The organism is Campylobacter upsaliensis (assembly GCF_900637395.1).
GTDB lineage: Bacteria > Campylobacterota > Campylobacteria > Campylobacterales > Campylobacteraceae > Campylobacter_D > Campylobacter_D upsaliensis.
Map to the genome: position 1 here is coordinate 869,026 of NZ_LR134372.1, position 14,224 is coordinate 883,249.

A 14,224-nucleotide genomic window follows, 5' to 3' on the forward strand; every position below is an offset into this window, starting at 1 on the left:
TTCACTCCTTAACTTAACTTTTTCTTTAAAAATTCATAAGCTTCGTTGATTTTTTGAAATTGCTCTACGCCCTTTTTAAGCTCTTCTTCGCTGACATTATTTGCGTTTAAGATGTCGGGGTGGTATTTTTTCGCTAAAGCTCTATACTGCTTTTTGACCTCACTTAAACTTGCTCCAGTCTTAAGCTCCAAAAGTGCGTAAGCTTCATTTTCGTTTAATTCTTTTTTAGGGCTTTTAAGCCTAGAAAGGCTTTCTATAAAGGCTTCAAGCTCACTTTTTGCTATATTAAAAGCTCTTGCGATTTGCTCTAGGAGTTCTCTTTTTTTCGCATTAAATTCCCCATCAATCAAAGCCATAAAAACAAGCACTCTAAGCACATTTAGCCTTTCATTTTTAGGGAGGGGGACCTCTTTTAAAAAATCCTTAGCCACTTCAAAAACATCATTTAAATTTTCTTTATGCTCGTTAAAAGCGGACTTTAAAAACGCCCTTTCTTTCTCATCTTTCGCATTTGCGTCTAGGAGTTCGCTTATCATTTCAGCTTCTTTTTCACTGACCCTGCCATCACTTTTAGCAATCTTAGCCAAAAGGGCGATGACATAGTAATTCATACGCCTTTTAAACTCCTCAACCCTCTCTTGCATTACCCCCCTAGCAAAGCCTCTTGCAAAGCCCTTAGCACCGCGACTAGCTGAATTTACAAATTCGCTTTTGCCCCATTTTTTATAATATAAATAAAAAATGAAAGCGACTAAAATAAGAAGTAAAATTCCACTCATAGTATTTGCTCTTTAAAACTTTCAAAATAGAGCTTTTTAAGCTCCTCACAACTTAAACTAAGGCTATCAAAAATGAATTCTTGCTTTTTCGTGCTAAGTCCTAGTTTGTAAGCTTTCACGCCATATTCTTTTGCCAAAGTTAAAAACGCCTCCTCATCACTCACGCCCACAATAGCCCTTGAAGCACTTTCCTCAAAAAGCCACGCTTCATTTTTAAATTCACTTTTTAAATCGACCCCCACACAAGAAAGGGCGACCATTTTAGCCACGCTTAAAGCCACGCCTCCTACGCCTACACTATTAGCACACTCTAAAAGCCCTTTTTCATTTGCACTTATGAGTAAATCCCAAAGTGTAAGTTCGGCTTTATAATCCACGCCTTTTATGCTACCTGCTGTCTTTTTATCTTGCACCCTCATCGCTAAAGAGGCACCAAATTCCCCAAAGCTCTCTCCTAAAAGATAAAGGGCTATATTCTCCCTTTCTATCCTCGCTTTAAGGGTCAAATTTGCGTTTTTTTGCACTCCTACGCCCACTATGGTAGGGCTTGGATAAATGCTAATGCCGTCTGTTTCATTATATAAAGAAACATTACCGCTTACAACAGGCGTATTTAAAGCCTTACAAGCCTCTTTTATGCCCTCGCAACCTTGTGCGAATTGCCACATTACTTCAGGATTTTGTGGGTTGCCATAATTTAGACAATCACTAATCGCCAAAGCCCTAGCCCCAGCACAAGCTATCTTTCTCCCCACAGCCGCCACAGCCATAGCTGCACCCTTTTTAGGGTCGATGAAATTAAGCGCTGAATTACACTCCATAGCCATAGCTAAAGCCGCACCATTTTCTTTAACTCTAAGCACACTCGCACCTAAAGCGCCGTCCGCTTTTATAGTATTTGTCCCTACACTTGAGTCAAATTGCTCGTAAATAAAGCTTTTGTCATTAACACTTTCATTACTTAACATTTGCTTAAAAAGCTCATTTATAGGGAGTTTTAGTTCGAATTTTTCTTTTTTAATTGTTTCTAAATAGCTAGGCTCTTTTATAGGTCTATCTAAAATCGGTGCTTTTTCGCTTAAAGGTTCAATAGGGATAAGCCCTACCCTTTCCTTATGCCAAAAAAGCTCCATTAAGCCTGTATCCGTAACCTCGCCCATAACCACAGCATCAAGCTGCCATTTTTTAAAAATTTCTATGACCTCATTTTCAAAACCCTTTTTCGCACAAATAAGCATTCTTTCTTGACTTTCGCTAAGCATTAATTCATAAGGGTTCATACCCTCTTCACGCATAGGAGTTTTATCTAAATAAAGTCGCATTCCACTTCCGCTACGCCCTGCCATTTCAAAGCTTGAGCTAGTAAGCCCAGCTGCGCCCATATCCTGTATGCCTACGATATAATCTTTCTCAAAAAGCTCTAAACAAGCCTCCATTAAAAGCTTTTCGCTAAAAGGGTCGCCTATTTGGACTGTGGGGCGGAGTTTTTTACTCTCTTCGTTAAAGCCTGAAGAACTCATCACAGCTCCACCAAGCCCATCACGCCCTGTTTTTGAGCCCACATAAATGACAGGATTACCCACGCCCTCAGCCTTAGCGTAAAAAATATCCTCTATTTTACAAATTCCAAGTGCAAAGGCATTAACTAAAATATTGCCATTAAAGCAAGGCTCAAAGGCACACTCTCCGCCAATTGTCGGCACTCCCATACAATTTCCATAATGTGAAATTCCACTCACCACGCCCTTGAGTAAATATTTTTGATGTTTAGAGACTTTTGCGTCTTTAATGTCGCCAAATTTTAAGGAATTAAGCCCTGCAACGACCCTAGCTCCCATAGTAAAAACATCTCTTAATATCCCCCCTACTCCAGTAGCTGCCCCTGCAAAAGGCTCGATAAAGCTAGGGTGATTATGACTTTCGACTTTAAAAACTGCCGCCATACCTCCGCCTATGTCGATAACGCCGGCATTTTCCCCCGGTCCTTGTATGACCCAAGGTGCTTTTGTGGGAAAGCCGTTAAGATATTTTTTACTTGACTTATAAGAGCAATGCTCGCTCCACATCGCAGAAATCACGCCAAGCTCGAGTAAATTTGGCTCTCTACCTAAGATGTTTAAAATTTCAGCATATTCCTCATCGCTGATTTTATGGGCTTTTATCGTTTCTTTATCCATTTTGTGTCCTTTATTTTCCTAAGCAAAAATTACTAAACATTTCATCTAAAATTTCTTCCCTCTTAAAATCTTTGGTAAATTTTGCAAGCTCTTCTATGGCTACATTAAGCTCAAAAGCAAAAAGCTCCAAAACTCTCTCATCTAAAAGCGTTTTTGCCCTTTGTATGGCTTCACTAGCCTTTTTACAAGAGTGGATAAAATCAAGTGAGCCTACCAAAAAACCCTCGCTATCTAGGCTATTTAAATAACTTTCTAAAGCCTTTTTTAAGGGTGTTATGTCCTCTTTGGCACTGATTTTTAAAAAATGAATTTCGCTAGGACTTTCAAATTCCTTTTTTAAATCGCACTTATTTAAAAGATAAAAAATCTTTTTTTCACTAGCTTTTAAAAGGTTTAAAATTTCTTTATCCTCATCGTCAAATTCCCTTGAGGAGTCAAAAAGTGCTAGGATAATGTCTGCTTCATCAATGCTTTTTTTACTTAGCTCAATGCCTATTTTTTCGATTGCCTCCTCGCCTTTTCTAATACCTGCGGTATCGATGATTTTGACTAAATGTGTGCCGATTTTAAGGCTTTCTTCTATAAAATCTCGTGTCGTTCCCGCTAAAGGCGATACTATGGCTCTTTCATAGGCTAAAAGAGCGTTTAAAAGTGAGGATTTGCCTGCATTTGGCTTACCTATGATGGCGATTTTAAAGCCCTCTAAAAGGGCTTTTTTGCTTTGAGAAAGGGTATAAATTTCCTCCAAAATTCTCGCATTTTCCTCACACATCGTGCAAATTTGAGTCATTAAATCACTTGGCAAATCATCATCCGCATAATCAATGCTAGTCTCCACAAAGGCTAAACTTTTCACTAAATCAAGCCTAATTTTTTCAATCAAATTAGCTAAAGTTCCTTGCATATTTCTAGCGATAATTTTGGCTGATTTGGCTGATTTGGCATTGATAAGATCTTGGATATTTAAAGCTTTTAATGCACTCATTTTGCCATTTAAACACGCTCTTTTGCTAAATTCCCCAGCCTTAGCCAAACGCACATCATTTTTTAATAATTCATCTAATAAAATTTCACTTACACTAAAGCCGCCGTGAATTTGAAACTCTACCACATCTTCACCCGTAAAGCTAAAGGGTGCTTTAAAATAAATCATAATCGCCTCATCAATGAAGACATTTTCATCATTAAAAAGCTTGACAAAATACGCATAACGAGGACTTAACTCATCTTTATGTGAAAGCTTTAAGCCAAGCTCTAAAGCTCTACTTCCACTTACTCTTATGATAGAAATAGAACCTGTGCCATAGGCTGTTGCAAGGGCGGCTATGGTATCATTCATCTTTTTTTACAAAATCATTAACCACGACAAAACGCTGTTCGCCATTTTGCTTAATGCCTACATATTTGTGGGGAAACATTGCTCTTAATTCTTCTAAGGCGATTTTAATCAAAACCCCATCAAGTGGCTTAGTCTGCCCTCTTCCACTTTGTTTAATTTTTTCCGCCACACCTTGCAAATAAAACTGCATCGCTTGAATTTGTTTTTCTAAAAATTCGGCAATTTCAAGACGAACTAAAAGATTATATTTTAAATTAATCCAATTATGCAAAAGATAAGAAAAGGCTTTATAGCGATGTGCCTCTTTACCTATTAAAAGTGCAGAGTCTTCACCATCTAAACGGATAAAAATGCAATTTTCATCATACATTTTAATCTCTTTTAAAGAAATTTGAAAACAAGAAATTTTTAAAAGCCTTTCTAATTGAATTTTAATCTCGTCCAAAAGGTCATCTTGATTACGACTAGTATGGTCTTCTTTATGAAAGCTATCAAAAATGGCATCGCTTTTAACGACATATTTTTCTTTTTTACTTGACTCCATTTTTACTTCAGTTTTAGGCTCATTTTCTTCCATTTTTTTAATTTTAGACTCATTTTTTTTAAACTCACTTTCTGTTTTTACGACTTTGTCTGTTTTTTGAAAATGATTTAATTTTTCTTCATTTCTAAAATGAGGCTTATTTTCTTTTTTAAAATGCTTTTTTTTGTATCTTTTTACTTCAACTTCTATAATAGCACTTTTACGCCCAAAACCTAAAAAGCCACTTTTATGCTGCTGTAAAATGGTATATTCTAAATCTACCACAGAGCATTCAAGCTTGATAGAAGCTTCCGTTAAGGCACTTTGGAGGTCTTTAGCTTCTATTTTCATTTCGCTTTCTCGCTTTCTCTTTTGTGATGTTCTTTTTCAAACATCTTATTAATTATCCATTGCTGAAGCAAAGAACAAAGATTATTGATAAACCAGTAAAGCGTCAGTCCAGCAGGGAAAGTGATGAAAAAGATTGTAAAAATCACAGGTAAAAATTTCATAATCTTAGCTTGTAAAGGATCTTGTATAGTCATAGGAGTGATGAGCTGCTGTAAAAACATCGTAGAACCCATTAAAATCGGCAAGATAAAATAAGGATCCATCGCTGATAAATCCTGTATCCAAAAAATCCACGGCGCATCTTTAAGCTCAATAGCATTAAATAAAACACGATAAATCGCAAAGAAAATAGGAATTTGTAAAAGTATAGGCAAACAGCCACTCATAGGATTTGCGCCGTGTTTTTTATAAAGCTCCATCATATGCATATTCATCTTTTGAGGGTCGCCCTTATAACGCTCCCTAATCTCTTTCATTTTAGGGGCTAAATCTTTAAGCTTATTCATAGAAATCATAGATTTATAAGTAAGAGGGAATAAAATCACACGCACAATCAAGGTTAAAACAACAATAGCCCAACCCCAATTTCCTATATGCTTAAATAAAAAGTCAAGTCCTACATACATAGGTTTAGCGATGAAGGTAAACCAGCCAAATTCCACAACATCTTCAAGCCTTTTATCAATAGCCCTTAAAGCTTCGTGTTCTTTAGCACCTATATAGCCACCTGCCTTAAATTCTCTATCTGCATAGGCAAATAAAATAGGATTATCATTTGTATCTTTAGAAATGGTAAGGTTTAAAGGCTTGTCAAAATTATAAAAAAAGCTCGCATAATATCTATCAAAAGCTGAAGCGATGAAAGCTTTATCGATACGCTCCTCCATATCCATATCTCCATCTTCAAAGGTATGGGTAGTATTCTCACTATCTAAAACTAAAGCTCCATGCACGGTATAAGAATCAACAGCTATACTAGGTCTAAAGCCCGGAGTGATGAAAAAAGGTGCATTTTGATTTAATCGAACCTCAATTTCATAATTTCCTCTTGGGTCAAAAGTGATGATTTTTTCTACTTTTAAATTTGATAAATTCTGCGTTAAAACAAGTTTTTTACTCTCATTTGTGTCTAAAAAAAGCTCATTTGTGCTAGTTTTGTAATCCGTTTTAAAAGCTTCTTCATTAATAGAGCTATTTGAAAAACGCAATTCTAAGGGGCGAGGATTTTGCTCTTTTGCGATGAGATTGATTTGACTTTTATCTTCATTAAGATATTTTTTATCTTTGAGATAAAAACTTGAAATGCGTCCAAGTGTGTCAATTTCCGCTTTAAAATGCGGACTTTCCACACTTGCCAAAACTCCACTTTTAACGCTACTTAAAGCTCCATTTGTCTCTACACTTTTGGCTAGGTCTTCTTGTAGCTTAGGAGCAGCATTAGCCTCTAAATTTTGAGTTTTTGTTGTGTTATTTTGCGTAATGTTTTGTTCATTTAAATTTGGCTTAGGCAAGAAAAAATAATCATAAGCCACAAAAAAGATAAAAGAAAGCACAACGGCTAATAAAATGCGTTTTTGCTGAAAGATATTGTTATTATTTGAATGATTCACTTAATTTCCTTTAAAGATTATTTTTACGAGATAAAAGCCTTTATCTTCGCAAGGTATATATAAAAAATGCAATTTTTTTTGTGCTAAAAATTTAGGTTTAAAACATAAAGTATCACTTTTGAAAATCTTAAAAACTTTAGGATAATCAAAGCCACCACGAAAAAGAGGATTGCATCTTATAATTCTAAAAAAAGTTAAAAAGAAAGCAAAAAGAGCATTATTTTTTTCAAACTGCCAAAAAGCATACTCTGAACAACTTGGATAATACCTACAAACAGGAGGTTTTAAAGGGCTTAAAAATCTTTGATAAAAACGCAAGGAAGTCAAAAATGCTATCTTAAACATTGTATTCTTTTTAAACCCCATTTTAGACTTTTTTCTAACTTCAAAAAGGAAAACTCATTTAAATCCGCTTTTGCAACAAGAACATATTTGCCATTTTTTAGGTCATTTTCAACCTTTGCAAATAAAGCTCTTAAAACACGCTTTGCACGATTTCTCACCACAGCTTTCCCAACTTTTTTACTCGCAACGACCGCTCTTTTTCTTTCGTTTGCAGGAAGATAAAAAAGAATAAGTCCATCGCAAAACCATTTTTTGCCAGATTTATAAACAGCAACAAATTCTCCAGCATTATCAAATCTAGAAAATTTCACACAGCAAGTCTTTTTCTTCCCTTAGCGCGTCTAGCATTAATCACTTTGCGACCATTTTTAGTTTTCATACGCACACGAAAGCCGTGAGTGCGTTTTTTAGGAGTTTTATGCGGTTGATAAGTTCTTTTCATTATTTTTCCTTAAAATAAAATTTAAGCAGGGATTATAATCTAAATTTACTTATAAAATCTTTTAATTAAGAGTAATTTTTAAGTTATTTTGCTAAATTTCAATTTTTGAAATGATGAATTAAGGAAATTATAATGAAAAATTTTAGTATCAAACCTTTAGAAAAAGAAAATTTAAACGAACTTTTAACTATGCTTAAAGAATTTGCCGCGTATGAAAATAAACTTGCCTATTTAAAATGCGACGAAACAAAACTTGCAAATTTATTTTTAGAAAATGAGTATGCAAAAGCCTTTATATTAAGAGAAAACGAACAAATTATAGGCTATGTTATCTTTTTTTACACCATTTCCTCTTTTTTAGGCGAAAGAGGAATTTATATAGAGGACATTTATATTAGAGAAAATTTTCGCAAAAAAGGCTATGGGCGTAAGGTTTTTGAATTTATCGGTGAGCTTTGTCAAAAAGAAAATATCACTATGCTTTCTTGGGTTTGCCTCAATGATAACGCTCAAGGCGTTAATTTTTACGAAAAACTTAATGCAACACATCTCAAAGACATTCGCACTTACCGCTTAGATGGACAAAATTTAGCTAAACTTAACAATTTATGATACGCTCTTTACATTATCTTAAGGCTATGGGCTATGATTTTAGCCCTCAAAATTTTTCTAAACTAGACAGCTTAGATGATTTTAAAACTTTACGCGATAAAATTGCGACCTGCACTCTTTGCAATTTTTCAAAAACGCGTAAAAAAATTTTAATGGAGGAGAGATTAAAGCCTTGCAAACTCTTTATTTTAGATACTCACGCCTCACAAAATGAAAATGAAAGCGGAATTTTACTTCAATCTAAAAAGGGCAAATTTCTTTTCAATTCTTTAGAAAAAATTCTCAATTTAAGCAGAGATGAATTTTATTTTTCTTATATTTTCAAATGTTTTAGTGCAAATAAAAATGATGATTTTGCCTTGCATTCTTGTTTGCCTTTTTTGCTTAATGAAATCAAACTCATTAAACCAAAAATCCTTCTTTGTCTAGGAGAATACGCCCTAAAAGCTTTAGGTTTTTCAAATTTTAAAGCTCTTAAAGGTGAGCTTTTTGCTTATGAAGATTTTTTCATTTTAGCAAGTTTTGATGGGGAATTTTTAGAAAGAAATCCCAGTTTCAAAGAAGAATTTTTTAACGATTTAAAAAAACTCAAAGGATTTTTATGAAAAAAATATTTTTATGTCTTATTTTGCTTTTTACTTTCGTGCAAGCAAAAAAGCAAGAGCTTTTAAATTTTATCCCACCTGAAGAAAGCTATGTTAATTTAGAAAATAAAAAATGCAATGAAAGCTGCTTATTGGAGCTTTTAGAAGAAAAAATGTATCTTAGTTTTTTGAGTGAATTTGTTGAAAATCAAAACCAAATTTTATCCAACATTTACGCAAAGCTCCTAAATTCCATCACGGATTTTGAAAAAAATTTACAAAAAATTGATAATAAAAATACTATTTCCGTAAAGCTAGCACTCATCATACCTGAAAAAACTATCAAAAATTACTCCAATATCATTATTAATTCAAGCATTGCTTATCTTTTAAAACAAAGAGCTGAAATTAAGGTTGAAGTTTTTTTAATCGGCACCGAAGAGGAGCAAAAGATCAAAGAAACCTTACGCAAAATCAGCTCTCAAGGCTATAAATTTGCCATTGCTGGATTTACCAATAAAGGCGTAAAAGCCTTAGAAGGCTACCAAGGAGATGTAAAAATTTTCATTCCAACCACTCACAAAAGCACTACGCAAATTCATAATGAAAATATTTATTTTGGTAGTATAGATTATGATGTGCAAATTAAAAAATTACTCGATAAATCTAACGGCTTTAACGCCATATTAAGTGATGAAAGTGCTCTTTTAAACGAGCTAAATTCTAAAATAAAAGCCCAAGATCCTAACGCAATAATCTACAAAATAGGCGATGAAAAGATTGACTTTGCAAGGGTTTTAAGGGGACTAAGAGGTGCTTCTGTATTTTTTAACACTCCTTTAATTAAAACCGCTCTTTTAAGCTCTCAAATTCGTGTGCATAATATCCGCACTAATGTTTTATTTTCTACCCAACTTAATTACAATCCAGCCTTTTTAAGCCTCACACAAGAAGGTGATAGGCGTCAATTTATCATTGCAAATTCTATCGATAAAAACGATGAAGAATTAAATTATCTCAACGAAATGTTTGCACAAAATTTAGATTATAATTGGGTCGCTTATGCGACTAGTGTGGGGCTTGATTATTTTTACACAAATTTTTTAAATCCCAAAAGTGAAAGAATTTTCGAAGAGGAATTAAACAATTCTCAATTTATTTACAAAGTTCGCTTAATGCAAGGTAAGGCTGGAAATTTTGAAGAGTTAGAATAGCTCTTCAAAAAGTCTTTTAAGAGCATCGTCTATCCTTGTGGGCTTTGAGTCTTTCACAAAAGCAAGGGTAAATTCTCCCCTAAATAAAAGCTCCTTTTCTCTAAAAATCTCCTGTTCTATCACAAGTGAAGCCTTTTTGAAATTTAAAATTTGTGTCTTAACCTCCACAATATCTCCAAGCCTAGCAGATTTTAAAAAGGCACAATTAGCACGAGTTAATAAAAAATGCCCACTTTTTGCATCGAAAATATCAACATTTTTTTTAAAAAAAAGCTCACTTCTAGCGCGTTCGCAAAATTTTAAATAATTGCTATGATACACCACTCCCCCAGCATCTGTATCTTCATAATAAATTCGCATTTTCATTTTAAAATCCTTAATTATATATTTTAATCATTTTTTATTATCGTATCTATTTTTTAATTTTTTACTTTATCCTATTTTTGTATAATAAGCAAATAAGAATTACAACATCATTTAAGAGGTTTTGATATGAACATAAAAAAAGCTATCATCGCTGGTAATGCTCCTAGTTTAAAAAACATAGATTACACTCTTTTGCCGCAAGATTATGATGTTTTTCGTTGTAATCAATTTTATCTTGAAGATAAATACTATTTAGGGAAAAAACTTAAGGCTGTATTTTTTAACTCTTGTGTCTTTTTTGAAAATTACTATACTCTTAAAGAATTAATTAAAAATGAAGAATATACCACCTCTTTGATTTTTTGCTCCTCACATAAGCATCTCGAGGAGAAAGATTTTTTAGAAAATTTTAAGGATTTTTACCCAGATAGCACTATGGGGCATGAAATTTTAAGTCGATTGGAAAAGTTTTATGCCTGGACTATTTTTAATGATATTTATGAAAATCGCCGTTTTACAAGTGCGATTTATATGTGTGCAATTGCCGTAGCTATGGGTTATAAGGAGCTTTATTTGGCTGGGATTGATTTTTATAACACCGGCTCAACTTATGCTTATACGCAAGGAGAAAATCTTACGCGTATTTTTGGCGATTTTAAAAAATATAATGGACATACTCAAGATATAGAATTAGAAGCCTTAGAATTATTAAAAGAGCTTTACGATGTAAAAATTTATTGCCTTTGTCCTACTAGTCCTTTAGCCAAATTTGTAACCCCCCCCCCCCCCCTCAATTTCTCATCTTAATCATTTTACATTAGAAAATAAACCTCAAAACCACATTAATGATATGCTCTTACCTTCAAAAAGAGCTTATAAAAATGCACGGAAACTTAGAAATTACGATAACTCAAAATTAACGGATAATCTTTATTATCGCCTCATCAAAGATCTTATTAAACTTCCTAGCAATATCAAACATCATCTTAAAACAAGGAGATTTTAATGCAAGAAATAAAAATAGGAAAATTAATCGTCTCACAGAATACTTCTCCTTTAGTCGTGCCTGAAATAGGGATTAATCATAATGGTAGCCTAGAATTAGCCAAGCTTATGGTCGATTCTGCTGCAAGGGCTGGAGCTAAAATCATCAAGCATCAAACGCACATTATAGAAGATGAAATGAGCAAGGAGGCTAAAAAAGTCATACCTGGGAATGCTAAAATTAGCATTTATGAGATTATGAAAAAATGTGCGCTTAATGAGAAAGATGAAAGAGAGCTTAAAGAATATGTAGAAAAACAAGGACTTGTCTATCTTAGCACTCCTTTTAGTAGAGCTGGAGCTAATCGCTTAGAAGATATGGGAGTAAGTGCCTATAAAATAGGCTCTGGAGAATGTAATAACACTCCACTCATTAAACATATCGCCTCCTTTAAAAAACCCATAATATTAAGCACTGGTATGAACGACATTAAAAGCATTACACAAAGTGTAAAAATTTTAAAAGATTTTGAAGTGCCTTTCGTGCTTTTACACACGACAAATCTTTACCCAACTCCCCCTCATCTTGTAAGACTTCACGCTATGCTAACCTTACAAAAAGAATTTAATGCTCTTGTGGGACTTAGCGACCACACGACTAATAATCTTGCTTGTTTAGGAGCTGTAGCACTTGGTGCTTGTATGATAGAAAGACATTTTAGCGATACAATGAATAGACAAGGACCCGACATCATCTGCTCTATGGACGAAAATGCCCTAAAAGAACTCATCATACAAAGTGAGCAAATCGCATTAATGAGAGGCTTAAATGCCAAAAAAGAAGCTGCAAAAGAAGAACAAGTTACTATCGATTTTGCTTTTGCAAGTGTGGTAAGCATTAAGCCTATTAAAAGGGGTGAGATTTTAAGCGAGGAAAATATTTGGGTAAAAAGACCCTCATTAGGCGGTATCCCTGCTCGTGAGTTTGAAAATATTCTAGGCAAAAAAGCTTTGAGGGATATAGAGTGTGATAGTCAGCTTAGTAAAGAGGATTTTCAATGAAAAAAATTGTTTTCATCACAGGCACGAGAGCAGATTTTTCTAAAATCAAATCTTTAATGTTAAAAGTTGAAAAAGCAAATGATTTTGAACTTTTTATCTTTGCAACAGGTATGCATATGAGTAAAAATTTTGGACTAACTGTGAAAGAGATAGAAAAATGCGGCTTTAAAAATATTTTTAAGTTTATCAATCACGACAAATATTTTCAAATGGATAAGGCTTTAAGTGCGACCATAGACGGCTTTTCGCGTTTTATCCACGAGTTAGAACCTGATTTAATAGTCGTTCACGGCGATAGAATTGAGCCTTTGGCTGCTTGTATGGTGGGAAGTCTTAATAATATCTTGGTAGCACATATTGAAGGAGGTGAGATTTCAGGCACAATTGATGATAGTATAAGACACGCCATCTCTAAACTTGCACATATTCATTTAGTTAATGATCAAATGGCTAAAAAACGCCTGATTCAAATGGGAGAAGCCGAAGATTCCATTTTTATCATAGGATCTCCCGATTTAGAAATTTTAGCACACAATAAAATTTCACTTGAATTAGCAAAAAACTACTATGATATTCCTTATGAAAATTATGCTTTAGTGATGTTTCATCCTGTCACTACGGAATTTCACACTTTAAAAGAGCAAAGCGATTGTTTGGTTGAAGCTCTTAAAAAAAGTCAAAAAAATTACATTGTTATTTATCCCAACAATGACTTGGGATTTGAACAAATTCTTCAAAGCTATGAAGATTTAAAGAAATTTAAAAATTTTAAATTTTTTCCCTCTTTGCGTTTTGAGTATTTTATAACTTTACTGAAAAATGCCGATTTCATCATAGGAAATTCTAGCTGTATCTTAAAGGAAGCAGTGTATTTAAATATCCCAGGCATACTTGTAGGCTCAAGGCAAAATGGAAGAAAGGGTCAAGAGAGCGTTAAGTGCGTAGAAACAAAAACGGAAGTAATTTTACAAGCCATACATACACTTCAAAAGCCAAATAATATAAATAAAAATAAGAAATTAAAAATTTTAGACAGTTCGAAATTATTTTTTAAACACTTGCAAAATGGCGATTTTTTCAAAATCAAACAGCAAAAAATTTTCAAGGACTTAAAATGACCTTAGCACTTATCCCAGCTCGTGGTGGCTCAAAAGGTATCAAAAAGAAAAATCTCACCCTACTTCAAGGCAAACCACTACTCTACTACACCATAAACGCTGCTAAAAATTCTAAGTATATTGACAAAATTGTATTAAGTAGTGATTGTGATGAAATTTTAAACTATGGTAAAAGTCAAGATATAGAAATTCTAAAGCGTCCTAGAGAATTTGCTCTAGATGATACTACCAGCGATAAAGTTATATTGCATAGTTTGCAATTTTATAAAGGATATGATAATATCATTTTACTGCAACCCACTTCACCTCTTAGAACAGCATCGCATATCGATGAAGCCTTTGAGTTTTTTGAAAAAGAAAAAACTGACTCTATCATCAGTGTATGCGAGTGTGATAATAAAATTTTAAAAGCTTTCATCAATGATGAAAAAGGTTATTTAAAAGGAATTTGCAATAATGATTATCCTTTTATGTCTCGTCAAAAATTACCAAAAACATATATAAGCAATGGTGCGATTTATATTTTAAACATTAAAACATTTTTAACAAATCCCCATTTTTTACAAGAAAAAACAAAATGCTATCTTATGGACGAAAAATCGAGTATAGATATAGATACTTTAGAGGATTTAAAAAAAGCAGCAACGCTTCTTAAAATCACACAATAGATAAATGTTTTTACTTAATTATAAACTAGGCTCAAAACTCTCCGTTTTTT

17 protein-coding genes are annotated in these 14,224 nt (G+C 33.6%); 8 read left to right on the plus strand and 9 right to left on the minus strand.

Annotation, left to right across the window (positions count from 1 at the left end; translation table 11 throughout):
• Positions 1–8: 8 nt before the first annotated feature.
• Genes EL158_RS04445 through rpmH form a run of 8 tightly spaced genes read right to left on the minus strand, consistent with a single transcriptional unit; the run spans position 9 to position 7,566 of the window.
• Positions 9–779: a molecular chaperone DjiA gene (locus tag EL158_RS04445; RefSeq protein WP_027303682.1), complete on the minus strand. Its 771-nt coding sequence runs from the start codon at positions 777–779 to the stop codon at positions 9–11.
• Positions 776–2,956 (minus strand): phosphoribosylformylglycinamidine synthase subunit PurL, encoded by a 2,181-nt coding sequence (gene purL / locus EL158_RS04450; protein ID WP_027303683.1) that lies wholly within the window; start codon positions 2,954–2,956, stop codon positions 776–778. The genes EL158_RS04445 and purL overlap by 4 nt, the downstream gene beginning before the upstream one ends.
• A gap of 10 nt (positions 2,957–2,966) precedes the next feature.
• Positions 2,967–4,295: a tRNA uridine-5-carboxymethylaminomethyl(34) synthesis GTPase MnmE gene (gene mnmE, locus EL158_RS04455; RefSeq protein WP_027303684.1), complete on the minus strand. Its 1,329-nt coding sequence runs from the start codon at positions 4,293–4,295 to the stop codon at positions 2,967–2,969.
• Positions 4,288–5,169 (minus strand): Jag N-terminal domain-containing protein, encoded by an 882-nt coding sequence (locus EL158_RS04460; RefSeq protein WP_027303685.1) that lies wholly within the window; start codon positions 5,167–5,169, stop codon positions 4,288–4,290. The genes mnmE and EL158_RS04460 overlap by 8 nt, the downstream gene beginning before the upstream one ends.
• Positions 5,166–6,779 (minus strand): membrane protein insertase YidC, encoded by a 1,614-nt coding sequence (yidC, locus tag EL158_RS04465; RefSeq protein ID WP_027303686.1) that lies wholly within the window; start codon positions 6,777–6,779, stop codon positions 5,166–5,168. Before yidC ends, EL158_RS04460 begins: the two co-directional genes overlap by 4 nt.
• Positions 6,780–7,124, minus strand: a complete 345-nt coding sequence (gene yidD, locus EL158_RS04470; RefSeq protein WP_004275165.1) for a membrane protein insertion efficiency factor YidD — start codon at positions 7,122–7,124, stop codon at positions 6,780–6,782.
• On the minus strand, positions 7,112–7,435 hold the full coding sequence (gene rnpA, locus EL158_RS04475; protein WP_004277341.1) for a ribonuclease P protein component: 324 nt from the start codon (positions 7,433–7,435) through the stop codon (positions 7,112–7,114). Before rnpA ends, yidD begins: the two co-directional genes overlap by 13 nt.
• On the minus strand, positions 7,432–7,566 hold the full coding sequence (gene rpmH / locus EL158_RS04480) for a 50S ribosomal protein L34 (RefSeq protein ID WP_004277342.1): 135 nt from the start codon (positions 7,564–7,566) through the stop codon (positions 7,432–7,434). Before rpmH ends, rnpA begins: the two co-directional genes overlap by 4 nt.
• 132 nt (positions 7,567–7,698) lie before the next feature.
• On the opposite strand from rpmH, the gene EL158_RS04485 reads away from it, so the two are divergent.
• Genes EL158_RS04485 through EL158_RS04495 form a run of 3 tightly spaced genes read left to right on the plus strand, consistent with a single transcriptional unit; the run spans position 7,699 to position 9,976 of the window.
• Complete coding sequence (locus EL158_RS04485) at positions 7,699–8,178, plus strand: GNAT family N-acetyltransferase (RefSeq protein WP_027303687.1); 480 nt, start codon at positions 7,699–7,701, stop codon at positions 8,176–8,178.
• Positions 8,175–8,783, plus strand: a complete 609-nt coding sequence (locus EL158_RS04490; RefSeq protein WP_027303688.1) for a uracil-DNA glycosylase family protein — start codon at positions 8,175–8,177, stop codon at positions 8,781–8,783. Before EL158_RS04485 ends, EL158_RS04490 begins: the two co-directional genes overlap by 4 nt.
• Positions 8,780–9,976, plus strand: coding sequence for a hypothetical protein (locus tag EL158_RS04495; protein WP_027303689.1), 1,197 nt, complete (start codon positions 8,780–8,782; stop codon positions 9,974–9,976). Before EL158_RS04490 ends, EL158_RS04495 begins: the two co-directional genes overlap by 4 nt.
• Here EL158_RS04495 and EL158_RS04500 read toward each other — a convergent pair.
• Positions 9,968–10,342, minus strand: coding sequence for a YbgC/FadM family acyl-CoA thioesterase (locus EL158_RS04500; protein ID WP_027303690.1), 375 nt, complete (start codon positions 10,340–10,342; stop codon positions 9,968–9,970). The two genes, EL158_RS04495 and EL158_RS04500, sit on opposite strands and share 9 nt — an antisense overlap.
• Before the next feature lie 126 nt (positions 10,343–10,468).
• Here EL158_RS04500 and EL158_RS04505 point away from each other — a divergent pair, with 126 nt between their 5' ends.
• The 5 genes from EL158_RS04505 to EL158_RS04520 are packed head-to-tail and all read left to right on the plus strand — an operon-like array spanning position 10,469 to position 14,174.
• Positions 10,469–11,149, plus strand: coding sequence for an alpha-2,3-sialyltransferase (locus EL158_RS04505; protein ID WP_269470919.1), 681 nt, complete (start codon positions 10,469–10,471; stop codon positions 11,147–11,149).
• A 43-nt stretch (positions 11,150–11,192) separates the two neighbouring features.
• Positions 11,193–11,348, plus strand: coding sequence for an alpha-2,3-sialyltransferase (locus tag EL158_RS08850; RefSeq protein ID WP_004277348.1), 156 nt, complete (start codon positions 11,193–11,195; stop codon positions 11,346–11,348).
• Positions 11,348–12,388, plus strand: coding sequence for an N-acetylneuraminate synthase (neuB, locus tag EL158_RS04510; protein ID WP_027303691.1), 1,041 nt, complete (start codon positions 11,348–11,350; stop codon positions 12,386–12,388). The genes EL158_RS08850 and neuB overlap by 1 nt, the downstream gene beginning before the upstream one ends.
• Positions 12,385–13,506 carry a UDP-N-acetylglucosamine 2-epimerase gene (neuC, locus tag EL158_RS04515; RefSeq protein WP_027303692.1) on the plus strand — a complete coding sequence of 374 codons (1,122 nt, stop codon included), beginning with the start codon at positions 12,385–12,387 and terminating at the stop codon, positions 13,504–13,506. The genes neuB and neuC overlap by 4 nt, the downstream gene beginning before the upstream one ends.
• Positions 13,503–14,174, plus strand: coding sequence for an acylneuraminate cytidylyltransferase family protein (locus EL158_RS04520; protein ID WP_027303693.1), 672 nt, complete (start codon positions 13,503–13,505; stop codon positions 14,172–14,174). The genes neuC and EL158_RS04520 overlap by 4 nt, the downstream gene beginning before the upstream one ends.
• The last annotated feature ends 50 nt before the right edge of the window (positions 14,175–14,224 follow it).